General features: G+C 36.7%; 13 protein-coding genes and 1 other RNA gene. 2 read left to right on the top strand and 12 right to left on the bottom strand.

Annotated features, from left to right (window positions below; translation table 11 throughout):
* Positions 1 to 27: 27 nt before the first annotated feature.
* From ettA to Q4496_RS14780, 4 genes are all read right to left on the bottom strand, one after another.
* On the bottom strand, positions 28 to 1,701 hold the full coding sequence (gene ettA, locus Q4496_RS14795) for an energy-dependent translational throttle protein EttA (protein ID WP_215971255.1): 1,674 nt from the start codon (positions 1,699 to 1,701) through the stop codon (positions 28 to 30).
* Between the two features lie 154 nt (positions 1,702 to 1,855).
* Positions 1,856 to 2,980 (bottom strand): efflux RND transporter periplasmic adaptor subunit, encoded by a 1,125-nt coding sequence (locus tag Q4496_RS14790; protein ID WP_215971254.1) that lies wholly within the window; start codon positions 2,978 to 2,980, stop codon positions 1,856 to 1,858.
* A gap of 8 nt (positions 2,981 to 2,988) precedes the next feature.
* Positions 2,989 to 6,435, bottom strand: a complete 3,447-nt coding sequence (locus Q4496_RS14785) for an efflux RND transporter permease subunit (protein ID WP_303610744.1) — start codon at positions 6,433 to 6,435, stop codon at positions 2,989 to 2,991.
* 40 nt (positions 6,436 to 6,475) lie between these two features.
* Positions 6,476 to 6,781 carry a helix-turn-helix transcriptional regulator gene (locus Q4496_RS14780; RefSeq protein WP_303602335.1) on the bottom strand — a complete coding sequence of 102 codons (306 nt, stop codon included), beginning with the start codon at positions 6,779 to 6,781 and terminating at the stop codon, positions 6,476 to 6,478.
* A 186-nt stretch (positions 6,782 to 6,967) separates the two neighbouring features.
* On the opposite strand from Q4496_RS14780, the gene Q4496_RS14775 reads away from it, so the two are divergent.
* Positions 6,968 to 7,174 (top strand): DUF2892 domain-containing protein, encoded by a 207-nt coding sequence (locus tag Q4496_RS14775; RefSeq protein ID WP_215971251.1) that lies wholly within the window; start codon positions 6,968 to 6,970, stop codon positions 7,172 to 7,174.
* Positions 7,175 to 7,212: 38 nt separating this feature from the next.
* The gene (locus Q4496_RS14770) at positions 7,213 to 7,557 is read left to right on the top strand and encodes a rhodanese-like domain-containing protein (protein WP_215971250.1); all 345 of its coding nucleotides are present in this window, start codon (positions 7,213 to 7,215) and stop codon (positions 7,555 to 7,557) included.
* Between the two features lie 149 nt (positions 7,558 to 7,706).
* On the opposite strand, the gene lysA is transcribed toward Q4496_RS14770, so the two are convergent.
* From lysA to ssrS, 8 genes are all read right to left on the bottom strand, one after another.
* A complete protein-coding gene (lysA, locus tag Q4496_RS14765; RefSeq protein WP_303610743.1) occupies positions 7,707 to 8,981 on the bottom strand; it encodes a diaminopimelate decarboxylase in 1,275 nt (424 codons plus the stop codon).
* A gap of 162 nt (positions 8,982 to 9,143) precedes the next feature.
* Positions 9,144 to 9,590: a Holliday junction resolvase RuvX gene (gene ruvX / locus Q4496_RS14760; RefSeq protein WP_303610742.1), complete on the bottom strand. Its 447-nt coding sequence runs from the start codon at positions 9,588 to 9,590 to the stop codon at positions 9,144 to 9,146.
* Entirely contained in the window at positions 9,590 to 10,252 is a 663-nt protein-coding gene (locus Q4496_RS14755) for a YqgE/AlgH family protein (protein ID WP_215971248.1), read from the bottom strand. Before Q4496_RS14755 ends, ruvX begins: the two co-directional genes overlap by 1 nt.
* Before the next feature lie 94 nt (positions 10,253 to 10,346).
* The gene (gene gshB / locus Q4496_RS14750; RefSeq protein WP_215971247.1) at positions 10,347 to 11,318 is read right to left on the bottom strand and encodes a glutathione synthase; all 972 of its coding nucleotides are present in this window, start codon (positions 11,316 to 11,318) and stop codon (positions 10,347 to 10,349) included.
* A gap of 47 nt (positions 11,319 to 11,365) precedes the next feature.
* Positions 11,366 to 12,112 carry a 16S rRNA (uracil(1498)-N(3))-methyltransferase gene (gene rsmE / locus Q4496_RS14745; RefSeq protein ID WP_215971246.1) on the bottom strand — a complete coding sequence of 249 codons (747 nt, stop codon included), beginning with the start codon at positions 12,110 to 12,112 and terminating at the stop codon, positions 11,366 to 11,368.
* A 194-nt stretch (positions 12,113 to 12,306) separates the two neighbouring features.
* The gene (gene metK, locus Q4496_RS14740) at positions 12,307 to 13,494 is read right to left on the bottom strand and encodes a methionine adenosyltransferase (RefSeq protein WP_303610741.1); all 1,188 of its coding nucleotides are present in this window, start codon (positions 13,492 to 13,494) and stop codon (positions 12,307 to 12,309) included.
* A gap of 1,345 nt (positions 13,495 to 14,839) precedes the next feature.
* Positions 14,840 to 16,017 (bottom strand): IS3 family transposase gene (locus Q4496_RS14735; protein ID WP_303610740.1). Its coding sequence is split into 2 segments (ribosomal slippage): positions 14,840 to 15,759 and positions 15,759 to 16,017, totalling 1,179 coding nucleotides; the frame shifts between segments, so codons are not numbered across the junction.
* Positions 16,018 to 16,246: 229 nt separating this feature from the next.
* Positions 16,247 to 16,427, bottom strand: a non-coding RNA gene (gene ssrS / locus Q4496_RS14730) — 6S RNA.
* Positions 16,428 to 16,672 lie beyond the last annotated feature (245 nt).

The following is a 16,672-nucleotide window of genomic DNA, read 5'->3' as shown; positions in this document are numbered from 1 at the left end:
GCATGTATCTTTAAGTGTGGCAAATATTTAACCGATTTTTTTGTATTTGATACGGTGAGGCTCAATTGCTGCAGCACCTAATGTTTTCTTCAACCAAGCTTCGTAGTCACTAAAATTACCTTCGAAGAAGTTAATTTCACCTTCGTCGCGGTAGTCTAAAATATGCGTAGCAATTCTATCTAAGAACCAACGGTCATGAGAGATCACCATAGCACAACCAGGGAATTCTAAAATAGCTTCTTCAAGAGCACGCAATGTCTCAACATCTAAATCATTGGTTGGCTCATCTAATAATAATAAATTACCACCAGTTTTAACTAATTTAGCTAAATGAACACGGTTACGCTCACCACCAGATAAGTCTTTTATAAATTTTTGCTGATCATTACCTTTGAAGTTAAAGCGCGAGCAATAAGCACGACTTGGTATTTGGTATGTGCCAATTTCTAAAATATCATGTCCTTCAGAAATTTCTTGATAAACGGTGTTGTTATCATCCATGTCATCACGGAATTGATCAACACTGGCAAGCTTTACTGTTTCACCAATTTCAATTGTACCCGAATCTTGTTGTTCTGTACCTGACATCATTTTGAATAGAGTTGACTTACCTGCGCCGTTAGCACCGATAATACCAACTATCGCGCCTTTTGGAATACTAAAACTTAAGTCGTCAATTAATACTCGACCGTCGAACGATTTTTTAAGGTTATGCACATCTAAAACTTTATCACCTAAACGAGGACCTGGTGGTATATAAAGCTCATTTGTTTCATTACGTTTTTGATTTTCTTGACTATTTAGTTCTTCAAAGCGTGCCATGCGAGCTTTACTTTTAGCTTGACGTGCTTTTGGATTAGAACGTACCCATTCTAGTTCTTGTTTAATGGTTTTTTGTAAGGCATTTTCACTTTTACTTTCTTGGGCTAAACGTGCATCTTTTTGTTCAAGCCATGAAGAGTAATTACCTTCCCAAGGAATGCCTTCACCTCTATCTAGCTCTAAGATCCAACCGGCGACATTATCAAGGAAATATCTATCATGGGTGATCGCAACAACGGTTCCAGGGTAATCATGTAAGAAACGCTCTAACCAAGCAACTGATTCAGCATCTAAATGGTTGGTTGGCTCATCAAGTAACAACATGTCTGGTTTTTGTAATAATAAATGACATAAAGCAACACGACGACGTTCACCACCACTAAGTACTGATATTTTTTGTTCCCAAGGTGGTAAACGTAAAGCGTCAGCCGCTCGTTCTAGCACATTGTCAATATTATGCCCATCTTGTGTATTGATAATATCTTCAAGTTGACCTTGCTCTTTGGCTAGTGCGTCAAAATCAGCGCCTTCTTCTGCATATTCGTTATACACTTCATCTAAACGTTTTAATGCATTTTTAACCGTAGCTACTGCATCTTCAACCACTTCACGAACGGTTTTTTCTTCATCTAGCTGTGGCTCTTGCGGCAAATAACCAATTTTTGTTCCGGCTAATGCGCTTGCTTCACCTTCAAACTCTTTATCTATTCCTGCCATAATGCGTAATAGACTTGATTTACCTGAGCCATTTAGGCCTAAAACACCAATTTTAGCACCGGGGAAGAATGAGAGAGAAATATCTTTTAAAATGGTACGTTTGGGCGGAACCACTTTACTTACGCGGTTCATTGAGAATATAAATTTATCTGGTAATGCCATGGGAATCCCAAGAGGTAAAGATTAAGTTGTAGGCTATTTTAAGTAACTACCTAGATGTTATCAAGGGCTAGACTACTTTGCTTTTGCTCCCGCTGTATTTAAGTAGCCAATACTACTCAAAATGATGAGAGTATTGGCTAACATTAAGCCAATATTATTTAGAGAGCGGGGTAAATACTACATCACCACTTTGTAACCCTGAAATGACCGTAACCATATTATTGGCTTGTATTTTACCTAATCGCACAAAACGACGTTGCACAGTACCATTCACATTCAGCCAAACAAAATCGAGTTGTCCAACATGAGATATTTTATTTAATGGAACCGTTAGGCTTACTTGCTCTCCAGCAGGTATCAACATACGAGCATACATGCCAGGTAATAAGTGTTCATTATGTTTAATGCGTGTTTTGATTAAAAAGCTACGTGAACCTGTATTCGCGGCAGGTACTATTTCTTCTATTTCACCTGTAATCGTTTTGTTAATACTGGGTAATTCAATATCAATTTTCTGTTCAAGAGTTAAGGTTAGCGCTAATTGCTCTCGTACTTGTGCTTCTACACGTAATAGTAACGGGTTATATAATGATAATAATTTAGCACCGGCTTGTGCAGTGTCGCCAGGTTGTGCAAAGCGATCAACAATGAGACCATTTATTGGCGCAGTTAATGTTGCATAACTTAGCGTAGTTTCTGCTTGGGATAACCTTTGTTCGGCTGCGGTTAGCTCAGCGACAATACTTTGGTAATCCGCATTAGCCTTGTCAAAATTAAATGTCGAAATAAGTTGTTTTGCCAGTAATTCTTCTGAGCGTTCAAAGTTCTGTTTAGCTTCTTTATAGCGTGCTTGTAAGGCAATAATGTTTTGCTTTGTTTGTAGTACTTGTGATTGTAAATCGCTTTGTTCAAGCTCAACTAATAAATCACCTTTTTTTACTTTATCACCCGCTCTCACAGCAATGGTATTTATTCGAGCTAGCATACGTGATGAAATAATAGTGGTTTGTTTTGCTTCTACGCTGGCTGCAACTGGTTCGAATATCGCTTCAGATTTCTCAATGACTGTATAAGTGTTGGTTTTATCAAAATTAGCGAGATTGGACGCTTGATTGATATCTTTGTTCAGCGAAGGAGCTACTTTTTTATCAAATGAACCAGCGAGCCAAGCGACCATTAATAGTAGCACGAACAGAGCGATAACAGGCAGTAGTAGTTTTTTTACTGTGCTTTTATTAACATTTTTTTGATTATTTGTTGGAGAGGTAATTTTAGTCATATTTTTTCCTAGATAACCGCTTTATTTGGTTGTTCTAATGATGAATGGTTTGATGATTGTTGTTGATTTTCATTGTCAAAAACTAACAAGTAAACAATAGGGACAACCAATAAAGTAAATATTGTGGATGAGATGATGCCAAAAATAATAGCAATGGCTAAGCCACTAAATACAGGGTCTAATGTTATAATTAAATTGCCTAATAACGTTGTACCTGCTGTTAATAATACTGGGCGCATACGTACTGAACCCGCCTGAATTAATGCTTCTTTTATTGACTCGCCTCTATCTCGTGCTTGAGTAATAAATTCAATGAGAATTAAAGAGTTACGTACAACAATACCGGCTAAAGCTATCATGCCTATCATGGCTGTTGCGGTAAACAATACTGAATCAGGTGCATTGGCAATGGTACGTTCACCAAATTGGTTTAGCATGAAAAAGCCTGGCATTATGCCAATAACCGTTAATGGAATAGCTGACATGATAATGCCAGATAATGCTGCTGAGCCTGTCTGTATTCTTAACACAATAAATATAGCTGTTAATGCAAAAGCAAAGGCAATACCCATATCGCGAAATACTCTAATGGTTATACGCCATTCACCTTCACCGCTCCAAGATAAGTGGATATTGTCAGGCAAATACCAAGCGTTACCACTACCACTTGTTAAGAAAGTACGATTCTGCCAGTCGTTTGATTGAGCTAGAGCAGGGGAGTTCTCCTCTATATTGTCCTCGATATTACGATAATGTAGATCGCTACTAATGTCGGCAATCACTGCAGCAGGGGTTCTACCGGAAATATCAGCTGTGACATAAACCACAGGTCTTAAATCTTTATGTAATATTACTTTGTCACTGATACCTTGCTCAAATTGACCTAATTCTCCGAGCGATACCAATGATTGAGGTGCAATATCAATTCCTTGAGGTGTGGTTTGTTGTACTATGCCTGCTTGCCCTTTAATGGTTAATCGATAAATATCGGCAAGTGTTTCTCTTTGCTCAATGGGAAGCTTAATATTAATGGCCAGTGGTGTTGCTTCTTCGTTAACATGTAAGTACCCCGCGACAGTGCCATTATTAGCAACAGCGATAGCTTGGTTAATATTTTGTGTTGAAATACCTGATAAGGCTGCTTTGGTTTTGTCGGTAATAAAGCGTAATCTTGGTTGGTCATCACCCACAGTAGAGTCTACCTCGACCACATGAGGTTCTTGCTTTAAGCGTTTTTTAACTATGCTTGCTGCTTGTTGTAATTCACTGTATTGCGTTAATTCATCACCATATAACTCAGCAACTAATGTACTTAATACTGGTGGTCCTGGGGGAACTTCGACTACTTTTATTTGAATATCATTGTCTTTAAAAAGCGAGGTGTTAATGGATTTTAAATGTTCTCTTAATCTTAAAACAATCGCGTGAGACTGATGTTCTCGCTCTGTTTTATCAAGTAATATTATTCGCAAATCAGCCATGTAAGGAGTTTGTCGTTGATAATATTGTCGAACCATACCATTAAAGTCGATAGGCGAAGATGTACCAACATAAGCGGCGATCGCCTTTACTTCAGATAATTGCTGCACTTTATTTGATACTGTTTTTGCTATGGTAGCGGTTTGCTCTAAGGTAGCGCTTTCTGGCATATCAATAATAATTTGTACTTCATTTTTATTATCGAAGGGGAGCAGTTTAAGTGGTACTAACCTTAATACAGGTAGCATGGCAGCAATAATAAACAGTCCTAATACTAGCCATAAAACAAATTTACCTTTTTTCCTGTTATCTAATAAAGGCGTTAGTATACGACGATAAAATTGTTCAAAGCCTTGATTACCTTTATCGGCGATCGCTAAATCGGTCGTTGTTTTTGGTTTGATAAATTTAGAGGCTAACCAAGGTGTTACTAAAAAAGCGACTAAGGTAGAGCTAATAACGCTTAACGGTACATTAAACGCCATCGGTGCCATGTAAGGACCCATCATGCCAGTGATAAAAGCGAGTGGTACAAAGGCTAGTACTATCGTTAATGTCGACATTAATAAAGGCACGCGAATTTCGTTTATTGCACCGACAATTTTGTCTTGCAAAGAACCACTTTTCTCTTTTAAGTAACGTTCAATATTATCAACACCCGTAATAGGATCATCAACGAGTAAACCTAATGAAAGAATTAAAGCGAAGAGTGTCACGCGATTAATAGTGTAACCAAAGAGTAAATCTAGCGATAAGGTTATGCCATAACAAATAGGTACTGCTAAACCTACGACAAGAGCCGAGCGCCAACCTAAAAAAACAGCAATAAAAACGACAACGGTAAATACGGCAAACGCTAAACTTGTAGTGAGGTTGTTTACTTTTTCGTTAGCAGTTTCACCATAATCACGTAAAGTTTGTACATGAACATTTGCTGGAAATATCGTTTTTTGTAGCTCATTAATTTTATCATGCACTGCTTGTGCTACTTTTACAGCATTACTACCACGTTGTTTGGCAACACTGATAGTCACAAGAGGGTGATCACCATTATTAGGAAATTTTATTGCTTCTGATGAACGGTTCTTAGGAGAATAGTGCTCTTGTTGATATTCGTTAGCGAAGTCAATCCAAGTGTAATTATTTTGCTCGCTAGGTCCATCGATAATAGTCGCGATATCTTTAAGTAGCACCACACTGCCATCAATAACATTAATAGGCGTTTGTTTTAACGTTTCTATGTCTCTGAAAACATCACCACTTTCAAGACGAAAAGATTGGTTCTCTAAAGTAATATTGCCATGATGCTGTAAAGCATTTGAAGAGTGAATCGCATTCAATACCTCGTTCATTGCTATTTTTCTGGCAGTCATTTGCTCAGGGTTTAAATTGACTTGAATCTCTCTTGAGCGCCCGCCAACAATATTCACTTCACTTGTGCTTTCTATCGCTTGTAAGAAGGTGCTAACTTCTTCAGCTAACCGACGTAAACTGTAGTCGTCTACTGTTTCACTATCGCTACTCCATAAACCGAGCATAACAATAGGTACATCATCTACTTCTATGGGTTTCACACGCCAATTACTGACAATAGAGGGAATATTATCTGTATTGGAGTGAAGTTTGTTGTAGGTATTAAGTAATGCTTTTTCACGGTTTTCGCCAACGTGAAATCGTAAAGTGACTATAGTTTGGCTATTGTTGGTAACTGAATAAACATGCTCAACCCCAGTTACTTGTGATAATAATTTTTCTAGCGGTGTTGTGACGAGTCGTTCTACTTGTTGAACATTGACCCCTGGGGCACTGACTATAATATCTATCATAGGTACCACAATCTGTGGCTCTTCTTCGCGTGGCGTATAGTTCAATGCCATTATGCCGGCGATTATAGATAACATTAGCAAGATGAAAGGTATTTTGCTGTTTAATGTTCTTTTTAGCAATGTCGATGTTAAGTTGCTTGGTGTTTGCATGTTTAGTTAACTTTCCTTCGATAGAAGCAATGGCAATAACTTAGATATCTTCACAAAATTGTGTTTGTAAAACGTCTAATAAATACGATATTTTTTGATTGGCAATTCGATAATAAATTGTTTGAGATTCACGTCTAGTTGCTACTATTTCACTTTCTCTTAATTTTGCTAAGTGTTGTGATAGTGCCGATTGTGATAAATCTATTTGTTCATTCAAGTCTCCAACGGTTAGCTCGCCATCAGCTAAACAACACAACACCATTAATCGATAAGGGTTAGAAAGTTGCTTAAGTATTGTTGAAACATGCTGCGCACTTTCCAGTAACTTTTTTTGATCTGCTTTCATATTTTGTACAAATTTCATCCGTTAATTTTATTTTAGTCTACTATTGTACTTTAATTTAGTAAAGGCTAATATATATTATATAAGATAAAGTTAATTTAGTATAATCTAATTTAAAGGTTGTTTTATATTAAGAAAATATATTTGATAAAAAGTGATAACCGCTATAGAGATTACAAGGATAAGATCATGACAGTGAATGATGTATTTCGTTTGATCGTAGGCGTAATGATTCTAGTTTCATTACTGCTTACACAATATCACTCCCCAAATTGGGTATGGTTTACTGCGTTTATTGGTTTTAATTTATTACAATCCGCATTCAGCAAGTGGTGTTTAATGATGATTGTTTTAAAAAAGCTAGGTTTGAAAGACAGTAATACTGAATGTAGATAACCATTAATAGAGTAAAAAATTTAATTGAGGATATAAATATGTTAAAAACAATTCCTGAAGTTATTGCTCAGGCAAGACAATCACTTAATACCATAACTGCAGCCGATGCTGTAGTAAAATGCAAGCTTGAGAATGGTATTATTATTGATGTGAGAGAGCCTGCAGAGTTCGCTGAAAGGTCAGGAGATAGTACTATTAATATCCCTCGCGGATTGTTAGAAATGAAAATGTTGCAAATGTATCCAGATGAGAATTTAGCTATTTTTATTCATTGTGCTACAGGAGCTAGAGCTACATTTGCTGCAGAACAACTGAATCGTGTTGGTTACAAAAATGTTTGGGTTGTTACTTGTATGCTTGATGATGTTTGTTGCGTATTTTAATCATTGTAATAGCCTAGATGAGACTTTTAGCTACAAAAGGATAGTTGCAAAGGATGAGTTACGAAACAGTCTACTAATATTTAATGTTACGTAACTTATCTCTTTATTGAACTTTATTTTTCTAGCTGTATTTACATGGTAACTTATCGTTATACCCAACTAGGCACAGAATCTGCGTTTATGATTTCATCATAATTAGGTCGTGCTCTGACAACGGCAAAGTCAGATCCTTTTACCATAATTTCGGGTGCTAGCATACGTGTATTATAAGTGGACGCCATTACTGCTCCATAAGCTCCGCAGCTCATAATAGCAATTAAGTCACCTGATTTTGACTCATGCACTTGGCGTGCTTTGGCAAAGGTGTCACCTGTTTCACAAACAGGGCCAACCACATCATACGCTTTAAGTGCAGTTTGGCTTTGATCAACTGCCAAAATTTCATGATGAGCTTCATACATACTTGGGCGGATCATATCATTCATGCCTGCATCTAAAATAAGAAATTGGCGTTCTTCACCTGTTTTAACATACACAACGCTAGCAACTAAAATACCGGCATTGCCGAGTAAAGAGCGTCCTGGTTCAATTATTATTTTACAATTCAAATGACCTAGCTGCTTTTTGGCTATTGAAGCATATTCTTTTTTACTTGGAATCACTTCATCATTATAGGTAATACCTAAACCACCGCCAATATCAACAACGCTAATGTTATGACCATCACTTCTTAAATCAATAATTAACTGGGCAATACGCTTGTAAGCTTCTTCAAAAGGAGCAATTTTGGTAAGTTGGGAGCCAATATGAACATCAACCCCTTGTACCTTTATATTAGGAAGCGAAGCCGCTCTATTGTATGCAATGCGAGCTTTACTAATAGGAACACCAAATTTATTCTCAGCTTTACCGGTAGAAATTTTAGCGTGCGTATTCGCACAAACATCCGGGTTTATACGAAAGGCAATAGCGGCTTCTTTATTTAGACGAACAGCAACTTGGCTGATGAGTTCTAGCTCTGGCTCTGATTCAACGTTAAATTGAAAAATACCTTCGTTTAATGCATATTCTATTTCCGGCTCAACTTTTGCTACACCGGAATAAACAATCTTATTCGCTGGAATACCTGCGGCACGTGCTCGGCTTATTTCACCTATTGATACAACATCTGCACCTGAGCCTAATTTCGCTAATGTTGATAAAACGGCTTGATTTCCATTTGCTTTAACTGCGTAACAAATAAGTGTGTCTTGATCAGGCAATACCGTAGAGAATGCTTGTTGGTAATCTTTATAATTTTCGCTAATAGCTGTATTTGAATAACAGTAAAAAGGTGTGCCTACTTGCTTTGCTATATCGCTAAGTGGAATATCTTCTACTAGCATTTTTCCATTAACGTGCGAGAAGTGTTTTTGTGTAGTCATTTGATTACCATCAGTATAGTTTTTTAGTAAGGTTTGCCAGCTAAGTATTTCAACAAAGTTTTTATACAAAGATATCAGTATAGCTGAAGAACATTTATCTTATTCTTGATGTTTATTCAAGTCGCTAACTGTTAAGTAAACTAGTGAGTTATTGAATAGCTATTATTGATAGCTTTGCTCGAAGAAGCTTTCAATAATTAGCCTTGCCGATTCTGCATCGATATTATCTTTTTTCAAATTTTTAAAGCCACCACGTGCAAATAATTGTTCTTTTGCGTCAGCTGTCGTCAGTCTTTCATCTTGAAATTCGACTTTTAAGCCAAAGCGTCCAGCAAGTCTATTACCAAATTTTCGAGCATCTTTCGTTAATTGTTGTTCACTACCATCCATATTAAGAGGCAAACCAACAACAACTAAATCTGGTTGCCACTCTGTTAAAAATACTGATAAGGAATCCCAATGAGGAATTCCATCAGTCGCCTTAACCGATCCTAATGGCGAAGCAGATCCTGTGATTTCTTGACCGACAGCTACACCAATATACTTTTTACCAAAATCAAAACCAATAATGGTACGTTGACTTATTTCTTTTGTTATTTTTTTAGTCATTATGCATGGCCAATTTCAGAAGAAAGATGCGCAATATCTATTCCGAGTTTTTGTGTCGCTTTTTTCCAACGTAGTTCAATTGGTGTGTTAAATAAAATATCACTGTCAGCATCAATTGTTAGCCAAGCGTTACTTTTTAATTCCGACTCAAGTTGGCCTGGACCCCAACCGGCATAGCCTAGGGTTACCATAAATTGCTCAGGTGCTTTATCTGTACCTAATGCCATTAAAATATCTTTCGAGGTGGTGATCATTATGTCTTCACTTAACGCTAAAGAGCTTTTCCAACCCGGTTGTGTTTGATGTAAAACAAAACCACGGTTCTGAGATATAGGACCGCCAGAAAGTACGGGTTGCTCTAAGCTGATATCTACTAAGATGTTGTCGCTATCGTTATCTGTTTCAGACATAGGGGGATGTGCAAGTGATTGTTCAGATGCATCATCAGTGCTCTGGTTGGCGATATTTTTATTGCTTTCTTCTCGATCATTCTCTTCAATTTGCTTTAATAAATCATGTAAGGTGATATTGACTGGCATATTGATAATTAAGCCCATAGCACCTTGGTCATTATGCTCACAAATGTAAGTTACGGTTTTATTAAAATAGTCATTGGCTAATGATGGCATAGCAATTAAAAATTGATTCTCTAAGCTTTTCATCTATTTACCTTTTATAGATTGTTTTAAACAGAAAGTTTACACTACATATGCTAAATAATATTTTATCTAAATTGATAAGAGTAAAATATTAAGTTTATTTTTTACGGATGTTGTCTTCAATAGCATCCATTAATTTACCACTAATATTAATGGGGTAAGCTGCTTCTATTTCACGTATACACGTTGGGCTAGTGACGTTAATTTCAGTAACCTTATCACCAATAACGTCTAGACCAACAAAGAATAAACCGCGTTTTTTAAGCGCTGGCGCAATAGTGTCGGCAATGAGCTTATCGCTAGGGCTCAACGGACGTGCGACCCCACGGCCACCTGCAGCTAAATTACCACGAGTTTCTCCTTGAGCAGGAATACGGGCCAAGCAATAAGGCATTGGTTCACCGTTAACAATAAGAATACGTTTATCACCCTCAACTATTTCAGGCATATATTCTTGTACCATCGCGTACTGTTGCCCATGATTAGTTAAGGTCTCTATGATGACACCTACATTGGCATCATCTTCTTTTATACGAAAAATAGAAGAGCCACCCATGCCGTCTAGTGGCTTAATAATAATATCTTTTAATTCTTGATGGAAAGCGCGAATTTGAACATCATTTCTGGTAACTAAAGTACGAGGAGTTAGGTTTGCAAACCAAGCAGTGAATAACTTTTCATTACAGTCACGTAAACTTTGTGGTTTATTGACGATTAATGTACCTTCTACTTCTGCACGCTCAAGCATATAAGTGGCATAAATAAATTCAGTATCAAAAGGAGGATCTTTTCTCATTAAAATCGCGTCAAGATCACTCAGTGGAATATCCTGTTGGTCGCTTAATTCAAACCAATGATTAGCGTCATCAAATACTTTTATTCTCTGAGTATTTGCACGAGCTTGACCACGATCTAGATATAAATCTTTCATTTCCATATAGTAAATTTCATAGCCACGCTTCTGTGCTTCTAGCATCATCGCCATAGAAGAGTCTTTAGCTACTTTAACTTCACTGATAGGATCCATTACGATACCGAGCTTTATGGTTTTAGGTTGTTCTATTGTCATTTTATATCCTATCTGTATGTTATTTAGTTAAGTAACTTGGTAATGATTTATGCTAAATCACCAAAACGACATTGTAATGCCGTTATTGCGGTTAGTGCCGCAGTTTCTGTTCTTAAAATTCTAGGACCAAGTAATATGTCTTGAAAATCAGCTGTATTCGCCTTGCTTATTTCTTCATCACTTAATCCACCTTCAGGACCTATTAATAACCTAACCTGAAGCGCATTTTCAGTGCTATCAACGGGTAATGTCATAATAGAATGTGTAGCCTTAGGGTGTAAGTTTAATTTAAGCGAGTTGGTTTCTTGTGCTAACCAATCTTCTAAATACATAGGTTCTGTAACTTCTGGCACTATGCAACGACCACTTTGTTCACAAGCGCTAATGACTATTTTTTGCCATTGGTCATGTTTTTTTGCTAAACGCTCACCTGATAACTTTACTCCGCAACGCTCAGTAAATAATGGCGTAATTTTACTAACCCCTAGTTCTACTGACTTTTGTAAAGTGTAGTCCATACGATCGCCACGAGAAATACCTTGCCCTAAATGAATATCTATTGGAGATTCATTTGTTATTACTTTTTGTTCGATGATTTTTGCACTTGCTTCTTTCTTTTTTACATCGACTAATTGGGCGGTGTATTGTACAGCCTCCTTACCATTAAACAGGGCAACAGTATCGCCTTCTGATAAACGTAACACTCTGACAATATGACCGAAGGCATCATCAGATAATTTCACTGTGTCATTTAAAGTTAGCTCACTATCTTGGTAAATACGTGTTTTAGGCATGCTGGTTAATACTAATTAATGTATGGGACTATATAGTTAAAAGATAAGGGCATAAATGATAAAAACAATACTCCCTATGAACTATTTAGTACTATATTTGTTTTTCAATGGAGAAAAGCAAAAAACCAGCACTGCTTATACACAAGTGCTGGTTTTATTACTTTGTTTCAGTTTTTAATGAATAAAGCTTTTAACTAAATTCCAGCTGATTTTCTTAAATCATCAGCTTTATCCGTTTTTTCCCAACTAAATGCAGTAAATGTATCGTCACCTACAGTCATTTCAAAAGGTTCACGACCAAAATGTCCATACGCAGCTGTTTGTTGATACATAGGATGTAATAAATCTAACATTTTAGTAATGCCGTAAGGACGCAAATCAAAGTGTTCACGAACAAGTTCAACTAAGCGTTCTTCGCTTACTTTACCTGTACCAAAGGTATCGATAGAAATTGATGTAGGTTTAGCAACACCTATAGCATATGATATTTGAATTTCACAACGATCAGCTAAACCTGCTGCTACAATATTTTTAGCAACATAACGACCAGCATATGCTGCACTACGATCCACTTTTGATGGATCTTTACCTGAGAAAGCACCACCACCATGACGCGCCATGCCGCCATAAGTATCAACAATAATTTTTCTACCTGTTAGGCCACAATCGCCTACTGGGCCACCAATAACAAAGCGGCCTGTTGGGTTGATGTGATATTTAGTATCTTTAGTTAAAAACTCAGCAGGAAGCACATGCTTAATAATATTTTCCATAACTGCATCAACTAAATCCTCTTGTTTAATATCAGGGTTATGCTGAGTTGAAAGAACAACAGTATCAATTGCCACAGGTTTATTGTTTTCATAGATAAAGGTTACTTGTGATTTAGCATCAGGACGTAACCAAGGAAGAATACCCGATTTACGGGCTTCAGCTTGACGTTCAACTAAACGATGAGAATAATATAATGGTGCAGGCATTAACGTTTCAGTTTCATTGGTAGCATAACCAAACATCAATCCTTGATCTCCAGCGCCTTGATCTTCCGGCTTACTGCGATCAACACCTTGCGCTATTTCTGGTGACTGCTGACCAATTAAATTCATAATGCCGCAAGTTTCACCGTCAAAGCCGACATCGGAAGATGTATAACCAATATTACTAATAACATTACGAGTAATGGTTTCTAAATCAACCCATGCATTAGTACTTACTTCTCCAGAAATAATAGCAACGCCAGTTTTAACCATTGTTTCGCACGCAACACGTGCAAATTTATCTTTCGCAATAATAGCATCTAAAACCGCATCAGAAATTTGATCGGCAATTTTATCTGGGTGTCCTTCAGAAACGGACTCAGAAGTAAAAAAGTGTGTAGACATAAAACCTCAACAGTTTAAATCTTTAACCTATCTCGCTTAGTAAATAGTTATTTAAAAAGTAGATAAAAAAGATAAAAATTAACATTAATACAATATATAGATGCAGTTTACTATTATAGGAATCACTTTTCTATCTTTTTTACGCCTAGACGTCTAAATGGCTTTAATCTTTTAAAGTATAAATCATTAAATTTATAATGAAAAATATGAAATTTATTTATTTTACAACTGTTTACGTAGTAATTTATGGGGTTTATGCACTTTTTATTAAATTTACTTTTTGTTGAGGCAGGGTATATAAAATAGAGAAAGGTACTCAATTGAGTAGTCGTTAGCGAATCAGCGGTCGTTGACGTTATTTTGTGGAAAAGAAAATAAAAGGGCGCCACTACAATTGGCGCCCAGTAAATTTAACCTTTTCTTTTTCTCGGTTTTACTACTTGAGTAGTATTTGATTCTTTTTTCAATTTACGTTTTTCTTTTAACGTTAATACGGGCTTTTTCTTTTCATTTTTAGACATATTATCACCTAATAATAAATTACAGATTAATTACGTATGTTTTTTGCAAAAACTAAAAATTATAGAAAATAAATCAAATAAAATACCCTCCTTAGATAGTTATAATGAGTTAGCTAAATATTTTATGAAATAAACAGTTCTAGAAAATATGGATACAATTAAGCCTTCTTTATTAAGCGAACTTAAAAAAGAACCATTAAATAAATGCTGTGTGTTTAGTTTTTATCTGGAAATACAGACGAGCGTAAAGGTACGCTCGTTTAAACGGGGAATTTTAGGGCGAAGCTCCCTAAAAATAAAATATAATAAAATACTGAGATAGGTGTTTTCATAGGCCCAATATAGCAGCTTAAATAATAACTTCAAGCCTATTTGAACACGTTTAATAAAAAGTAATATTTAACGATCATGTACATTCAATCTTTAAATAATTAAAGGGAATAATAAAAGTAAGAGTTAAGATTTTATATTACAAATAACCATTCATTTTGCCAGTGGTTATTAGGTTGTCTACTTATAAGTATAAGGAGAAAATTTTTACCTAGGTAGCGAAGTTGACCATACTATTCTACATTGTGTGCTTTTCTAGAGATAGCGCGGAAATTTGTTTTGATTACCTATTACTACTTAACTAATATAAAGAGGTTCTTTCAGGGTGCCGCAGTAAACCGTAGTCTGAATACCGTGTGCTTTTCTAGAGGTGGCGCGGAAGTTTATTCTTAAGTGTTGTTGAAATTATATATATTAGGAAGGCTCTTCCAGAGTGCTGCAGTAAACCGTAGCTCTGAACACCGTGTGCTTTTCTAGAGGTGGCGCTGTAGTGGTCAACTAATTTTGGCCACGGATTTATATTCAAGCCAGTATCTTTTCTCTGACTCATTTGGTGTTAGTCCACCGTTATAGCTGTGAGGCCTAACCTGATTGTAATATCCAATAATGTATTTAACAACTGCATTTTCAGCTTCAGTAAATGAACGATAACCCGTTGTTGGCACCCATTCTGTTTTTAAACTTCTAAAGAACAGCTCCATTGGACTATTATCCCAACAATTACCACGACGACTCATACTTTGTTCAATCTGATATCGCCATAATAATTGACGATAGTTTCTACTTGTATAAGTACTGCCTTGATCTGAGTGGAACATAACACCTTTTGGTCGACCCCTTGATTCAAATGCCATCGTTAATGCTTTTGCAGCTAACTTCGTGTCAGGCGAGTTAGACATAGCCCAACCAACGGGTTTACGTGCAAATAAATCCATAACAAGCGCGAGATAAGCCCAACGATTTCCTGTCCAAATGAAGGTGATATCACCACACCAAACTTGATCAGGTTCTATTACTGCAAATTGACGTTCAAGCGTATTCGGTATCGCAGCATGCTCTTGTTTCGCTTTCTTATATTTATGGCTAGGGAGTTGGCAGCTCACTAAGCCTTGTTCTTTCATTAAACGAGTTGCCACATAACGGCTTAAGGGCAAGCCTCTGGTAGTAGCAATACCGGCAATCGTTCTAGCACCAGCGGAGCTATTACTTTGTGCGTAAATGCTTTTCACCATAGCCAACGCTTCAACCTCTTCAGGTTTAATGCTTCTCGCTTGCTTTGCCCAATACTTATAGCTGCTGCGATGTATTTCGAATACCTCACAGCAACGTTTAACAGCGTGACTCCCTTTAAGGGCTTTGATTATCGTGAACTGTTCAGCGAGTCCGACATCAAGAGAGCCGTAGCCTTTTTTAGAATCTCCTTTTCCTCCTCAATACGGGCAATACGTTTTTTGAGCTCACGAATTTCAAGCTGGTCTGGTGTTAATGGTGTTGCTTTACTTGTGATGCCATTACGCTCACCTTTTAACTGACGAACCCATTTATCGAGTGATGATTTTCCCACATTCATGGCTTGTGAAGCTTCAATAACTGAATAGCCTTTATCAACGACCAACTGAGCACATTCAAGTCTGAATTCTGGTGTGAAATTGGGTCTTGTTCTTCTTTTCATAGTGTCACCTAAAGTTTGATGAGGTGTATAATAACACCTCTAATTAGGTGGCCAAATTAACTATGCCACTTCACGCGGAAGTTTATTCTTAAGTGTTGTTGAAATTATATATATTAGGAAGGCTCTTCCAGAGTGCTGCAGTAAACCGTAGCTCTGAACACCGTGTGCTTTTCTAGAGGTGGCGCGGAAGTTTATTCTTAAGTGTTGTTGAAATTATATATATTAGGAAGGCTCTTCCAGAGTGCCGCAGTAAACCGTAGTCCTGAACACCGTGTGTTCAGGGCGGAAGTATCATTTCAACCGTAGGCTTCCCGATACGAGCCGGGCTTGCACAATAGCTAATAATCAACTTCCTAAGGTAAAACTTATCGGCTCAGGGACATAGTCACATACAAACACCCCAGAAGAATGTCCATTATAACTGAAATTTTATGAGTGATAAGCTTTTTTTAGAAAGAGTAGTTTGTTTGCTTAATATTTAGCTACTTAACTACTCACTTACAAACAATATTAATAAATACGCTTATAGATAAGTGTAGATTATAAAGAGTCTTGGTTATTTAAACCACAGTATTTACAAGCTTTGTATCATTGTTGAGCACTTAAACAAATAATTGAACTTTTTGATAAATAATAGTTGACGGTAGAAATAAAA

This window comes from Colwellia sp. 5_MG-2023 (assembly GCF_030547795.1).
Lineage (GTDB): Bacteria > Pseudomonadota > Gammaproteobacteria > Enterobacterales > Alteromonadaceae > Colwellia.
Note: the sequence above shows the minus strand (reverse complement) of the source record. Positions and strands in the feature narration are given on the sequence as shown.

What these genes read in the sequence shown, in the direction of transcription:
- Q4496_RS14780 (WP_303602335.1), bottom strand. Translation starts at nt 6,781, where the DNA reads ATGAAAGCAGATCAAAAAAAGTTACTGGAAAGTGCGCAGCATGTTTCA.
- lysA (WP_303610743.1), bottom strand. Translation starts at nt 8,981, where the DNA reads ATGACTACACAAAAACACTTCTCGCACGTTAATGGAAAAATGCTAGTA.
- Q4496_RS14775 (WP_215971251.1), top strand. Translation starts at nt 6,968, where the DNA reads ATGACAGTGAATGATGTATTTCGTTTGATCGTAGGCGTAATGATTCTA.
- Q4496_RS14755 (WP_215971248.1), bottom strand. Translation starts at nt 10,252, where the DNA reads ATGAAAAGCTTAGAGAATCAATTTTTAATTGCTATGCCATCATTAGCC.
- gshB (WP_215971247.1), bottom strand. Translation starts at nt 11,318, where the DNA reads ATGACAATAGAACAACCTAAAACCATAAAGCTCGGTATCGTAATGGAT.
- Q4496_RS14770 (WP_215971250.1), top strand. Translation starts at nt 7,213, where the DNA reads ATGTTAAAAACAATTCCTGAAGTTATTGCTCAGGCAAGACAATCACTT.
- metK (WP_303610741.1), bottom strand. Translation starts at nt 13,494, where the DNA reads ATGTCTACACACTTTTTTACTTCTGAGTCCGTTTCTGAAGGACACCCA.
- ettA (WP_215971255.1), bottom strand. Translation starts at nt 1,701, where the DNA reads ATGGCATTACCAGATAAATTTATATTCTCAATGAACCGCGTAAGTAAA.
- rsmE (WP_215971246.1), bottom strand. Translation starts at nt 12,112, where the DNA reads ATGCCTAAAACACGTATTTACCAAGATAGTGAGCTAACTTTAAATGAC.
- ruvX (WP_303610742.1), bottom strand. Translation starts at nt 9,590, where the DNA reads ATGACTAAAAAAATAACAAAAGAAATAAGTCAACGTACCATTATTGGT.
- Q4496_RS14790 (WP_215971254.1), bottom strand. Translation starts at nt 2,980, where the DNA reads ATGACTAAAATTACCTCTCCAACAAATAATCAAAAAAATGTTAATAAA.
- Q4496_RS14785 (WP_303610744.1), bottom strand. Translation starts at nt 6,435, where the DNA reads ATGCAAACACCAAGCAACTTAACATCGACATTGCTAAAAAGAACATTA.